General features: G+C 72.9%; 1 protein-coding gene. It reads right to left on the reverse strand.

Annotation, left to right across the window (positions count from 1 at the left end):
• Nucleotides 1-132: 132 nt before the first annotated feature.
• Nucleotides 133-14910, reverse strand: coding sequence for an SDR family NAD(P)-dependent oxidoreductase (locus tag ACH4K4_RS00040; RefSeq protein ID WP_398163686.1), 14778 nt, complete (start codon nt 14908-14910; stop codon nt 133-135).
• Nucleotides 14911-14941 lie beyond the last annotated feature (31 nt).

Raw genomic sequence — 14941 nt, forward strand, 5'->3', positions numbered from 1 at the left:
CATCAGAGGCGGACGGTCGCTTTCCCTGCGCCGCAGCCTGAGGTGCTAAATCGGACCAACCTGTCACGAAGGCGGAATTCCGTCCAAAGAAGCCGGTTGGACGCTAACATGATCCCGCCTTCCGGGGAACCCTCAAGAATCCCCAGGAGCGCCTTCCTGAAGCTCGTCCGGAAGCTCACTCAGGAGGAAGCCTGCGATCGCTTCCGGAAAATAGAGGTCGTAGACAAAGCCCTCCGGCAGTTTAAGTCCAGTCTGCTCGATAATTCTTTCCCGCAGTTGAACGGCGGACATGGACGTCATGCCCATCTCGAAGACGTCGCCGGTGGGGTGGATCGAGTCGCCCGAGGGGTAGTCGAGCGTCGCGGCGATCTCCTGGCGGACCAGTTCGAGCAGCAGCTCCCGCTGCTCGTCCTTGGACAGGCCGGACAGCTGCCGTACCCATCCCAGGGCCCCCGGCCCGTCCGCCGGCCCGCCGTCGGTCCCGCCCTCCTCGCCGTCGCCCGGCAGGCCGCCGGGCTGCGCGAGGTCGCGTTCGCGCTGCCGCCAGGTGGTGAGCTGCGCCAGCACCGTGCCCAGCGGCATGTCCTCCCGCAGCGGCTCGGTCATGCCCAGCACCCCGGCGAGGGCGGCCATGTCCCCTTCCTCCAGCGCGGTCCAGAACCGCTGCTCGCCCGGGGACGCCGCCACCGGCTTACGGGCCGGCGCGGCCGGCCAGTACCGCTGCCGCTGGAACGCGTAGGTGGGCAGGTCGACTCGGTGTCCGCCGCCCAGGACCGCCGCCCAGTCCACCGCGGTCCCGCTCACATGGACCGTGGCGAGCCCCGCCACGAACGACCGCAGTCCGGCCTCCCCGTGGCGCAGTGTCCCGGTGATCGTGACTCCGGCGCCCTTTTGCAGGTCCTCGTCGTCCAGGGCCCGCCGGATGCCCGCGGTCAGTACGGGGTCCGGGCTGACCTCGACGCACGCGCCGAACCCACCGTCGAGCAGGGCCAGCGCCATCTCCCGCAACGGTGCGGTCTCCCGCGGGCTGCGGCACCAGTAGCCGGCGTCCATGTCCGTGCCGTCGGTCCAGGCCAGGTCCCGGCTGGAGAAGACGGGCACCGTCCCCTGCCGCGGGCGGACCGGGGCCAGTGCGTCCCTGCCCGGCTGTGCTCCGGCGGTCAGCGCCGCGGTCCTGGCGGCGTCGGTCAGCGACAGCACTCCCGCGACGTGCGCGGCCGCGATCTCGCCCACGGCGTGCCCGGCGACCGCCGCCGGGTGCACGCCCGCCGAGCGCCACAGCGCGGCGAGCGACACCATCACCGCCCACAGCACGGGCTGGCGGACACCGGGGCGGTCCAGCGCCGGGCCGTCCGGCCCCTCGCAGACCACCTCGGTCAACTTCCAGTCCACGTACGGGGCCAGGGCCTGCTCGCACTCGGCCATCCGGGCCGCGAAGACGGGCGCCTCGTCCAGCAGCCCGGCGGCGGAGCCGAGCCACCCCGACTCACCGCCGGGGAAGACGAACACCGCCTTGTGCTCCGCCGCCGCGGTTCCGGTCAGCACGTCCCTGGTCTGCACGCCGGCGGCGACCAGGGCGAGCCCGGCGAGCAGGCTGTCGCGCTCCTCGCCCAGCACGACCGCCCGCTCGGCGAACGCCGTACGCGTCGTGGCCAGCGAGTACCCGACGTCCACGGGGGCCAAGTCCGGCCGTTCCAGCAGCAGCTCCCGCAGCCGTCCCGCCTGGGACTTGAGCGCTTCCGTGTTCCGCCCGGACAGCACCCACGGCACCACGGCGGGCGGGGCCGAGGGCCCGGCGGGAGCGGCACTCGCGGGCGGCTCGGGGGCCTCTTCCAGGATGACGTGCGCGTTGGTGCCGCTGATGCCGAACGAGGACACGCCCGCACGGCGCACCCGGTCGCCGGCCGGCCACGGCACCGGCTCGGTCAGCAGCCGCACCTCGCCGTCGGCCCAGTCCACGTGCGGCGAGGGCTCGTCCACGTGCAGCGTCGCCGGCAGCTCGCCGTGCTGGAGGGCGAGCACCATCTTGATCACGCCCGCGACACCGGCCGCCGCCTGTGTGTGCCCGATGTTGGACTTCACCGAACCCAGCCACACCGGTCGGTCCTCGTCGCGTCCCTGGCCATAGGTCGCGATCAGCGCCTGCGCCTCGATCGGGTCGCCCAGCGTCGTCCCCGTACCGTGCGCCTCGACGGCGTCGACCTGGTCCGCGCGGACCCCGGCGTTCGCCAGCGCGGCCCGGATCACCCGCTGCTGCGACGGGCCGTTGGGCGCCGTCAGACCGTTGGACGCACCGTCCTGGTTGATCGCGCTGCCGCGCAGCACCGCCAGCACCTGGTGCCCGTTGCGCCGCGCGTCCGACAGCCGCTCCACCAGGAGCACGCCCGCGCCCTCGGCGAAGCCGGTGCCGTCCGCCGCGGCGGCGAACGCCTTGCACCGTCCGTCCGGCGCGAGCCCGCGCTGCCGGGAGAACTCGATGAACGTCCCCGGCGTAGCCATGATCGTCACGCCGCCGGCCAGCGCCATCGAGCACTCGCCCGACCGCAGCGCCTGCGCGGCCAGGTGCAGCGCCACCAGCGCCGACGAGCACGCCGTGTCGACGGTCATCGTCGGCCCCTCCAGGCCGTAGGTGTACGCGAGGCGCCCGGACAGGATGCTCGTCGCGACGCCGGTCATCAGGTGCCCCTCGGCCTCGGAACCCCCCTCGGCCAGCACGCTCATCTCGTACCCGGAGGTGTAGCCGCCCACGAACGCGCCGGTCTGGCTGCCGCGCAGGGAGACGGGGTCGATCCCGGCCCGCTCGACGGCCTCCCAGGACAGTTCGAGCAGCAGCCGCTGCTGCGGGTCCATGGCCAGCGCCTCGCGCGGACTGATCCCGAAGAAGGCGGCGTCGAACTCGCTGGCGTCCGCGACGAAACCGCCCGCCTGCGTGTACGAGGTCCCCGTGTGCGCGGCGTCCGCGTCGTACAGGGCCTCCAGGTCCCAGCCGCGGTCGGCGGGGAACCCCGAGATCGCGTCGCGCCCGTCGGCGAGCACGTGCCACAGGTCCTCGGGCCGGTTGATACCGCCGGGGAACCGGCAGCTCATCCCCACGATCGCGATCGGCTCGTCGTGGGCCGCGGCCCCGGCGGGAGCCGGGGCGTCCGCGCCCGCGGCGGTCTCCCCGCCGAGCCGGCCGCGCAGGTGCACGGCGAGCGCGGTCGGGCTGGGGTAGTCGAACACGAGGGTGGCGGGCAGCCGCAGCCCCGTGGCCGTGCCGACCCGGTTGCGCAGCTGGACTGCGGTGAGCGAGTTGAAGCCCAGGTCGGTGAAGGCCCGGCCCGGCTCGACGGCGTCGGCGGAGGCGTGGCCCAGCACCGCCGCGACGTGCGCGCGCACCAGGTTCAGCAGCATCTGGTGGCCGTCCTCGGCGGGCAGCGCGGCGAGCTGCTGCCGCAGTGAGTCCGCGCCCGCCCCGCCGGAGGCCGCGGTCCGCCGGACCGGTCCGCCGGTCAACGCCCGCCACAACGGCGGGATCTCGTCGCTGCGGGCCGCCTGCGCCCGCATCCCGGGCAGGTCGAGCCGGGCCGGTACGAGCACGGCCGCGTCGCGGGTGAGCGCCAGGTCCAGCAGGGCCAGGCCCTCGGCCGCGCTCAGCGCGGTGGTCCCGCTCCGGGTCATCCTGGCCAGCTCGGCGTCGGAGAGCTGCCCGGTCAGGCCGCTGACCTCGGCCCACAGGCCCCAGGCCAGCGACGTTCCCGGCAGCCCGGCCGCCCTGCGGCCGGCCGCCAGCGCGTCGAGGAAGGCGTTGGCCGCCACGTAGTTGCCCTGCCCCGGCACGCCGAACGTCGCCGCCGCCGAGGAGAACAGCACGAAGTGCTCCAGGTCGATGTCCATGTCCCGGGTCAGCTCGTGCAGGTGCCATGCGGCGTCGGCCTTGGGTCGCATCACCGTCGCCACCCGCTCCGGGGTCAGCGAGGTGACCGTGCCGTCGTCGAGGACACCGGCGGCGTGGATGACGGTCCTGAGCGGGCGCTCGGCCGGGATCGCCTCGATCACGGCGGCCAGCGCGCCGCGGTCCGCCGCGTCGCAGGCGACCGCGTCGACCGATGCGCCGAGCTGAGCCAGCTCGGCGGCCAGCACGGCCACTCCGGCGGCGGCCGGGCCCGAACGGCTGGTCAGCACCACGCCGTCGGCACGCCCGGTGGTCACCAGGTGCCGGGCCACCAGCGCGCCCAGCGTGCCCGTACCACCGGTCACCAGCGCGGAGCGCGCGCCCTGCCGGACCGACGGCTGTTCAACTGCTGTCAGGGACCGGGATGGACGGGTCAGCCGACGCCCGTAGGCGACCTTGCCGCGAACTGCCAGCTCCGGCTCTCCGCTGTCCACCACGGATGGCAGGACCGATACGGCCTGGTCGTCGATGGTGGTGGCGGGCAGGTCCACGAGGACCAGCCGACCGGGGTTCTCCGACTGCGCCGAGCGCAGCAGACCCCTGGCGGCGGCCGCCGCCAGGTCCACGACTCCTTCACCGGCGGCGGCTGCCACACCGCCACGGGTGACGACCACGAGCTGGGCGTCTTCCAGGCGCTCTTCGGCCAGCCACTCCTGCACCAGCCCCAGAGCCCCACCGGTCACCCAGCGGGCGGCCTCGGCCACGTCGCCGTCCGTGTCCCCCACGCAGGCCAGCACGAACCGCGCAGTGAACTCCCCCGCGCCGGCCGCGGCGGCCACCTCGGCAAGGTCGGCGAAGGCACGTACCGGCACACCGGCCGCGTCCAGCCCCTCGGTCACACCGAAGCGGTCGGCGCCGATCAGCGCCCACTGCCCCGACGGTACGGGGGCCTCGGGGATCGGGGCCCACTCGACAGCGAAGAGAGCATCGGCCACTCCGGCCTCGGCGGTCTGGAGTTGGTCCGCCGAGACGGGACGGGTGATCAGCGACGCCACCGACACCACAGGCGCACCCGTCGCATCCGCGGCCGCCACATTCAGGCTGCCTTGGGCATCACGTCGCAGCCGCGCCCGCAGCACCGAGGCACCACTGGCATGCAGCTCCACACCGGTCCACGCGAACGGCAGCCGCGCCTGACCCGGCTCGCCCTGCTCGGCATCGCCGACCAGGGCGCTGGCGTGCAACACCCCATCGAGCAGAGCCGGGTGCAGGCCAAAGGCTCCCGCGTCCTCGGCCACGCCCTCGGGCAGGACCACCTCAGCGAAGATGTCCTCGCCGCGGCGCCACACCGCCCGCAGACCCTGGAACGCCGGCCCGTATCCGTATGCCCCTGCCAGCGCGTCGTACATCCCGCTGACATCCACCGCGGTCGCATCGCGCGGCGGCCAGACAGCGAAGTCCTTCTCCTCCTGAGCCGGTGCACCGGCCGGGGCGAGCGTGCCACTGGCGTGCTGGGTCCAGGCCTCCTGGGAGCCGTCGGTACGGGAGAACACCTCCACCGCACGACGCCCATCAGCGTCGGCCCCAGCCAACACCACCTGGACCTGGACACCTCCGTCGGCGGGCACCACCAGCGGCGCCTGCAACGTCAGCTCCTCCAACAGGCCACAACCCACCTGATCACCGGCACGTACGACCAGCTCCACGAAACCGGTGCCGGGCAGCAGGATCACACCGCCCACCCTGTGGTCCGCCAGCCACGGATGCGTACGCACCGACAGCCGACCGGTGCACACCAGGCCCGCACCACCAGCCAGTTCAACCACCGCACCCAGCAGCGGATGACCCACCGCCCCCAGACCCAGCGACACCGCATCCCCGCCGGCAACCGGCCCGGCCGCACGCGGCCAGAACCGCTCATGCTGGAAGGCATACGTCGGCAGCTCCACCCGGCCGGCGGACGGCAGCACCTTCACCCAGTCGACCGCCACGCCATGGACGAAGGCCTCCGCAAAGGACGTGAGGAGCCGCGCCGCGCCGCCGTCGTCGCGGCGGAGCGTCCCGCACACCACACCGGCCGCCGTACCGGGGCCGGCGTCCTGCGCGACCTCTTCGAGCGTGTCATTCATCGCGCCCAGCAGCACCGGATGCGGGGTCACCTCAATGAAGATCTGGTGCCCCGCCCCGGCCAGCACCCGCACCGCACGGTCGTAATGCACGGTGGCGCGCAGGCTTCCGTACCAGTACGCGGCGTCCAGCTCCTCACCGGACAGCGTCTCGCCCGTCATCGCCGACACCATCGGCACCCGGCCCCGACGCGGCGCGATCCCGGCCAGCGCGGAGGTGATCTCCTCCTCCAGGCGCTCCACCTGGGCGGAGTGCGAGGCGTAGTCCACGGCCACCATCCGGGCCCGGACCCCTTCCGCGTCCAGCTCCGCCTTGAGCTCTTCCAGAGCCCCGGGCTCGCCGGAAACCACCACCGCCGCCGGGCCATTGACCGCCGCCAGCGACAGCCGCTCGCCCCACTTCGGCAAACGCTCCTCGACCTCCGCAGCCGACAGGCTCACCGAGAGCATCCCGCCCGCACCCGCCAGCACCCTCAGCGACTGCGACCGCAACGCCACGACACGGGCACCATCCTCCAACGACAGCATCCCGGCCACCGTCGCCGCCGCGATCTCACCCTGCGAGTGACCCACCACCGCATCCGGAGACACACCTGCCGCCTCCCACACCGCCGCCAGCGACACCATCACCGCCCACAACGCGGGCTGGACGATGTGCGCCGCCTCCAGAGCGGGAGCGCCCGGCGCACCCGCGAGGACGTCGCTCAGCGACCAGTCGACGAACGGCGCCAGCGCCCGCTCACACTCGGCGAGCCGCGCCGCGAACACCGGACTGGTCTGGGCGAGTTCCCGCCCCATGCCCAGCCACTGCGAGCCCTGCCCCGCGAAAGCGAACACCGTCCGCGCACCCGGCCGAGCCACGCCCGACACCACGGAACCCGCAGGCACATCGGCCGCCAGGCTCTCCAGACCGGACACCAGCTCAGTACGGTCAGCGCCCACCACCACAGCACGGTGCTCGAACACCGACCGCGTGGTCGCCAGAGACCAGGCCACATCGGTCAGTTCCAGTTCAGGACGTGCCGCCACCCACTCACGCAGCCGTCCCGCCTGTGCGGTCAGGCCCTCGGCCGAACGGCCCGACACCAGCCACGCTCCGACCCCGCCGGGCTCGACCACAGCAGATCCGTCGGCCGGCTCTCCGGCATCGCCCTCGGGTACGGTTTCGGCCTCCGCGCCGGGGGCTTCCTCCAGCAGCAGATGGACATTGGTGCCGCTGATACCGAACGAGGACACGCCCGCACGGCGTACCCGGTCGCCGGCCGGCCACGGCACGGCTTCTCCCAGCAACCGCACATCGCCGGTCGTCCAGTCGACGTGCGGCGAGGGCTCGTCCACGTGCAGCGTCCGCGGCAGCTCGCCGTGCTGGAGGGCGAGCACCATCTTGATCACGCCCGCGACACCGGCGGCGGCCTGGGTGTGGCCGATGTTGGACTTCACCGAGCCCAGCCACACCGGCCGGCCCTCGCTGCGCTCCTGGCCGTACGTGGCCAGCAGCGCCTGCGCCTCGATCGGGTCACCCAGCGTGGTACCCGTACCGTGCGCCTCCACCACGTCCACATCGGCGGCTGTCAGTCGGGCATTGGCCAGGGCGGCCCGGATGACGCGCTGCTGGGACGGGCCGTTGGGCGCCGTCAGACCGTTGGACGCGCCGTCCTGGTTAATGGCGCTGCCGCGTACCACCGCCAGCACCTTGTGACCGTTGCGCCGCGCGTCGGACAGCCGCTCCACCACGAGCACACCCGCGCCCTCGGCGAAGCCCATGCCGTCGGCGTCCGCCGAGAACGCCTTGCAACGCCCGTCCACGGCCAGGCCGCGCTGCTGGCTGAAGCCCACGATCCCGTCAGGGGTGGCGATGACCGTGGCCCCGCCGGCCAGCGCCATCGAGCACTCCCCGGCACGGATCGCCTGGGCGGCCAGGTGCAGCGCCACCAGCGACGACGAACACGCCGTGTCCACGGTCACGGCCGGGCCCTCCAGGCCCAGCGCGTAGGACACCCGGCCGGACATCACGCTCGTCGCGAAGCCCGTCGTCAGATGCCCTTCGACTCCCTCGTTCCCAGTGCCGGCGCCGAATCCGTACGCCGATGCGAAGCCGCCGACGAAGACACCGGTCTGGCTGCCACGCAGCGACCCCGGGTCGATACCGGCCCGCTCCAGCGCCTCCCACGACACCTCGAGCAGCTGTCGCTGCTGCGGGTCCATCGCCAGCGCCTCACGCGGGCTGATCCCGAAGAACCCGGCGTCGAAGCCGCTGGCATCCGCCATGAATCCGCCGGACCGGGTGTACGAGGTCCCCACCTTCTCGGGGTCGGGGTCGTAGAGCCCCTCCGTGTCCCAGCCCCGGTCGTCCGGGAAGCCGGCGATCGCGTCCGTCCCGCTGGCTATCAACTTCCAGAACGCGTCGGGGTCGTTCACATCACCGGGGAACCGGCAGGCCATGCCGACGATCGCGATCGGCTCGTCGGACACCGCGTCCGTATGGACCGGCGGGAGGTTCACCAGCTGCTCGCCGTCGCCCACGAGCCGGGCCCGGAGGTGACCGGCGAGCGCGACGGGGTTGGGGTAGTCGAAGACGAGCGTGGCCGGCAGCCGCAGACCGGTCGCGGTGTTGAGGCGGTTGCGCAGTTCCACCGCGGTCAGCGAGTCGAAGCCCAGGTCGGAGAAGGCCCTGGTGGGTTCGATGGCGTCGGCGGAGGTGTGTCCGAGCACGGCCGCCACATGCGTACGGATCAGGTTGGTGAGCCTGCGCTCCCGGTCCTGCTGCGACAGTCCGGCCAGCTGCTGGTGCAGCGAGTCCGCGCCGCCGCTGCCCGAGGCCGCGGTACGGCGACCGGAGACGCTACGGATCAACTCGCGCCAAATCGGCGGGACCTCGGTGCTTCGGGCGGCCTGCGCCCGCAGCCCGGCCAGGTCGATTCGGGTCGGCACCAACAGCGCCTCGTCCCTGGCCACTGCCATGTCCAGCAGGGCCAGACCGTCCTCCGCGCTCAGCGCCCTGGCGCCGCCGCGGGTCAACCGGTCCCGTTCGGCGTCGCTGAGCTGCCCGGTCAGCGCGCTGACGTCGGCCCACATGCCCCAGGCCAGCGAGGTTCCGGGCAGTCCTGCGGCGCGACGCTGGGCGGCGAGGGCGTCGAGGAAGGCGTTGGCCGCCACGTAGTTGCCCTGGCCGGGAGAGCCGAAGGTCGCCGCGGCCGAGGAGAACAGGACGAAGTGCTCCAGGTCCATGCCCTGGGTCAGCTCGTGCAGGTTCCAGGCGCCGTCCGCCTTGGGCCGCATGACGGTTGCCACCCGCTCGGGGGTGAGCGAGGCGATCGTCCCGTCGTCCAGGACGCCCGCGGTGTGCACCACCGTCTTCAGCGGCGCCTCTTCGGGAATCCGGGCGAGGACGGTGGACAGCGCGTCGCGGTCGGCGGCGTCACAGGCCACGACCTGCACCTGCGCGCCCAGCGTCGCCAACTCCGCCGCCAGCGCCGCCACGTCGGGAGCCGAGGGACCGGAGCGGCCGGCCAGCACCAGCCCATCGGCCCGCCCGGTCGACGCCAGATGCCGGGCCACCAGCCCGCCCAGCGTGCCCGTACCACCCGTCACCAGCGCCGTCTTCCCACCCGTGCGGTGGGCCTGCGGTCCGTAGCGGCCTACGGGAATCGTGAGGACCATCTTGCCGGTGTGCCGCGCCTGCGACATGAAGCGGAACGCCTCCCGCGCCCGCCGCACATCCCACGCCCGCACCGGAAGCCGCGACAGCTCACCCTCGGCCATCAACCCGACGATCCGCCCGAGCATCTCGCCCATCCGCTCCGACCCGGCTTCGCCGAGGTCGAACGGCCGGTAGGTGACCCCCGGGTGCTCCTGTGCCAGAGCCTGCGGATCGCGCAGGTCGGTGCGGCCCATCTCGATGAACGCGCCGCCCTTCGGCAGCAGCCGCAGCGAAGCATCGGTCAGCTCCCCCGCCAGCGAGTTCACCACGATATCCACACCCGCACCGCCCGTGGCAGCCAGGAACTCCGCCTCGAAACCAGCACTCCGCGACGAGGAAATATGCGCCTCGTCCAGACCCATCGCCGCCAGCACCGGCCACTTCGCCGGACTCGCCGTAGCGAAAACCTCCAGGCCGAGATGGCGCGCAATCTGCACCGCCGCCATCCCGACGCCACCGGCAGCCGAATGTACGACCACCCGCTGCCCGGCCCGCGCACCCGCCAGCTCCACCAGCCCGTACCAGGCCGTTACGAAGGCGACCGGTACGGACGCGGCCTCCGCGTAGGACCAGGCCTCCGGGATCCGTACGACCTGTCGTGCATCCGTGATCACAACCGGGCCGAAGCCGCCGGCGGCGATCCCCATCACACGGTCACCCACGGCCAGCCCGGACACCGCAGGACCGGTCTCGATGACCGTTCCGGCGACCTCGCTGCCCATCAGACCGCCACCCGGATACATGTCCAGACCGATCAGCACATCCCGGAAGTTCAGCCCGCCCGCGCGAACCGCCACCCGAACCTGCCCGGCCTCCAAAGGAGCACCGGCCTGCGGCACCGCCGCCAGCACCAGCCCCTCCAACGACCCACCCGCATCCGGCTCCAACCGCCACAGCCCCTCAGGCACCACCAACTCACCCGACGGACGCGACAACCGCCGCCCCAACGCCACCTTGCCCCGCACCGCCAACTCCGGCTCACCACCGCCCGCCACAGACGGCAGCACCAAGACGGCCTGATCATCGGTGGCGGTGGCCGGCAAGTCCACGAGGACCAACCGGCCCGGGTTCTCCGACTGCGCCGAGCGCAGCAGACCCCTGGCGGCGGCCGCCGCCAGGTCCACGACTCCTTCACCGGCGGCGGCTGCCACACCGCCACGGGTGACGACCACGAGCTGGGCGTCTCCCAGGCGCTCTTCGGCCAGCCACTCCTGCACCAGCCCCAGAGCCTCACCGGTCACCCGGCGGGCGGCCTCGGCCACGTCGGCACCCTCGTCGCCGGCACACACCAGCACGACTCGCGGGGAGACATCGCCCGCCTCAGTGGCGGCCGTCACCTCGGCGAGGTCGGCGAAGGCACGTACCGGCACACCGGCCGCGTCCAGCCCCTCGGCCACACCGAAGCGGTCAGCGCCGATCAGCACCCACTCCCCCGACGGGACCGCAGACTCGACCACGGGAGCCCAGTCCACCGCGAAGAGCGCATCGGCCACTCCGGCCTCTGCGGAATGGAGTTGGTCCGCCGAGACGGGACGGGTGATCAGCGACGCCACCGACACCACGGGCGCGCCCGTCGCATCCGCGGCCGTCACCGTCAGGCTGCCCTGAGCGTCCCGCCGCAGCCGCGCCCGCAGCACCGAAGCACCACTGGCATGCAGCTCCACACCGGTCCACGCGAACGGCAGCCGCACCTGACCCGGATCGCCCTCCTGGAGCTGGACGGGTCCGTCCGCGAGGGCCCCCGCCTGGAGTACGGCGTCGAGCAGCACCGGGTGCAGCCCGAAGGAACCGGCCTCCTGAGCCACGCCCTCGGGCAGTTCCACCTCAGCGAAGATGTCCTCGCCGCGGCGCCACACCGCCCGCAGGCCCTGGAACGCCGGCCCGTAGCCGTACGACGCCGTGGCCAGCGCCTCGTACATGCCGCTGATGTCCACCGCGGTCGCATCGCGCGGCGGCCAGACAGCGAAGTCCTTCTCCTCCTGAGCCGGTGCACCGGCCGGGGCGAGCGTGCCACTGGCATGTTGGGTCCAGGCCTCCTGGGAGCCGTCGGTACGGGAGAACACCTCCACCGCACGACGCCCATCAGCGTCGGCCCCAGCCAACACCACCTGGACCTGGACACCTCCGTCGGCGGGCACCACCAGCGGCGCCTGCAACGTCAGCTCCTCCAGCAGGCCACAACCCACCTGGTCACCGGCACGTACGACCAGCTCCACAAAGCCGGTGCCCGGCAGCAGGATCACACCGCCCACCGTGTGGTCCGCCAGCCACGGATGCGTACGCACCGACAGCCGACCGGTGCACACCAGGCCCGCACCACCAGCCAGTTCAACCACCGCACCCAGCAGCGGATGACCCACCGCCCCCAGGCCCAAGGAGACCGCGTCCCCGCCCAGGTTCGGCCCGGCCTCGGGCGGCCAGAACCGCTCGTGTTGGAAGGCGTAGGTCGGCAGCTCGACCCGGTCGGCGGACGGCAGCACCTTCGCCCAGTCGACCGTCACGCCGTGGACGAAGGCCTCCGCGAAGGACGTGAGGAGCCGCGCCGCACCGCCGTCGTCGCGGCGGAGCGTCCCGCACACCACACCGGCCGCCGTACCGGGGCCGGCGTCCTGCGCAACCTCTTCGAGCGTGTCATTCATCGCACCCAACAGCACCGGGTGCGGGGTCACCTCCACGAACACCTGGTGGCCCTGGGCAGCGAGCGTGCGGACCGCACGGTCGAAGTGCACGGTGGCCCGCAGGCTTCCGTACCAGTACGCGGCGTCCAGCTCCTCACCGGACAGCGTCTCGCCGGACATGGCCGACACCATCGGCATCCGACCCTGGCGCGGGGCCACCTCGGCCAGTACGGAGACGATCTCCTCTTCAAGCCGCTCCACCTGGGCGCTGTGCGAGGCGTAGTCCACCGCCACCATCCGAGCCCGGACCCCTTCCGCGTCCAGCTCGGCCCGCAGCTCCTCCAGCGCCTCCGGCGCGCCCGACACCACCACCGCGGCCGGCCCGTTAACCGCCGCCAGCGACAGCCGCTCGCCCCACTTCGGCAAACGCTCCTCGACCGCAGCGGCCGACAGGCTCACCGAGAGCATCCCGCCCGCACCCGCCAGAACCTTCAACGACCGCGACCGCAACGCCACGACACGGGCACCATCCTCAAGAGACAGCATCCCGGCCACCGTCGCCGCCGCGATCTCACCCTGCGAGTGACCCACCACCGCATCCGGAGACACACCTGCCGCCTCCCACACCGCCGCCAGCGACACCATCACCGCCCACAACGCAGGCTGGACGATATGCGCCGCCTCCAGAGCAGGAGCACCCGGCGCACCCGCGAGCACATCGCTCAGCGACCAATCGACGAACGGCGCCAACGCCCGCTCACACTCAGCGATCCGCGCCGCAAACACCGGACTGGCTTCCGCCAACCCCCGGCCCATACCCACCCACTGCGAGCCCTGCCCCGCGAAGGCGAACACCACCCGCGCACCCGGCCGGACCACACCCGAGACCGCCGAACCCGCGGGCACACCGGCCGCCAGGCTCTCCAGGCCGGCCACCAGCTCGCCGCGGTCAGCGCCCACCACCACAGCACGGTGGTCGAACAGCGACCGTGTCGCGGCCAACGACCACGCCACGTCCTTCGGCTCCAGCTGGGGCCGCGCGCTCACCCAGTCCCGCAGCCGCCCGGCCTGCCCCGTCAGCCCCTCGGCCGACCGGCCCGACACCAGCCAGGCGTGCGCCCCCGAGACCACCGGTGCCGGTGCCGCGGTCTCGCCGTTCTCGGGCGCGGCCTCGCCGGACGCCGCTTCCTCGGCGGAGGACTCGGGAGCCTCCTCCAGGATGAGGTGGACATTGGTGCCGCTGATGCCGAAGGAGGACACACCGGCGCGGCGCGGACGCTCGCCGGCCGGCCACGGCACGGCCTCGGTCAGCAGCTGTACGTCGCCTTCCGACCAGTCCACGTGCGGCGAGGGCTCGTCCGCGTGCAGCGTCCTGGGAAGTTCGCCGTGCTGGAGGGCGAGCACCATCTTGATCACACCGGCCACACCGGCCGCCTGCTGGGCATGCCCGATGTTGGACTTCACCGAGCCCAGCCACAGCGGCCGGTCCTCGGGCCGGTCCTGGCCGTACGTCGCCAGCAGCGCCTGCGCCTCGATCGGGTCGCCGAGCGTGGTACCCGTACCGTGCGCCTCGACCACGTCCACATCGGCGGCCGTCAGACGGGCATTGGCCAGCGCGGCGCGGATCACCCGCTGCTGGGACGGGCCGTTGGGTGCCGTCAGGCCGTTGGACGCGCCGTCCTGGTTCGTCGCGGAGCCGCGTACCACCGCGAGCACCTTGTGGCCGTTGCGCACGGCGTCGGACAGCCGCTCCACGACGACCATGCCCGCGCCCTCGCCCATGCCCATGCCGTCGGCGTCCGCCGAGAACGCCTTGCAGCGCCCGTCCTCGGCCAGGCCGCGCTGCCGGGAGAAGCCGACGAAGCCCGCGGGCGAGGCCATGATCGTGACGCCACCGGCGAGCGCGAGCGAGCACTCGCCGGAGCGTACTGCCTGGCAGGCCAGGTGCAGCGCCACCAAGGACGACGAGCACGCCGTGTCGATGGACACCGCGGGCCCTTGCAGCCCGAGCAGGTAGGAGATACGGCCCGACATCACGCTGGCCGCGCCGCCGGTCATCAGGTGCCAGTCCAGGCCCTCGATGCTCCGCAGGCCCTCGTGCGTGACGTAGTCGGAGGGAGCGACACCGACGAACACGCCGGTCAGCGAGCCCCGGAGTGAGGCCGGGTCGACCCCGGCCCGCTCCAGCGCCTCCCACGAGGTCTCCAGCAGCAGTCGCTGCTGCGGGTCCATCGCCAGCGCCTCGCGCGGGCTGATCCCGAAGAACCCGGCGTCGAAACTCGCCGCGTCCCGCAGGAAGCCGCCCTCGACCACATAGGACGTGCCCTGGTTGTCCGGGTCCGGGTCGTACACGCCCTCGGCGTCCCAGCCCCGGTCCGTCGGGAAGCCGGAGATCGCGTCCCCGCCCGCGGCCAGGAGGTCCCACATCTCTTCCGGAGTGGTCACCCCGCCCGGGTACCGGCAGCTCATGCCGACGATCGCCAATGGCTCCGACGAAGCCGAGACGAGCTGGCGGTTCCGCTGACGCAGCCGCTCGGTTTCCTTCACGGAGGCACGCAGCGCTTCAAGGAGCTTGTCGGCCTGTCCGGTCATCGCTGCCTCCACGCATCGAGCATCATCAACT

Source organism: Streptomyces sp. NPDC017529 (assembly GCF_044329785.1).
Taxonomy (GTDB): domain Bacteria; phylum Actinomycetota; class Actinomycetes; order Streptomycetales; family Streptomycetaceae; genus Streptomyces.

Coding starts and splice junctions, on each gene's coding strand:
- ACH4K4_RS00040 (WP_398163686.1), bottom strand. CDS start 14,910: ATGACCGGACAGGCCGACAAGCTCCTTGAAGCGCTGCGTGCCTCCGTG.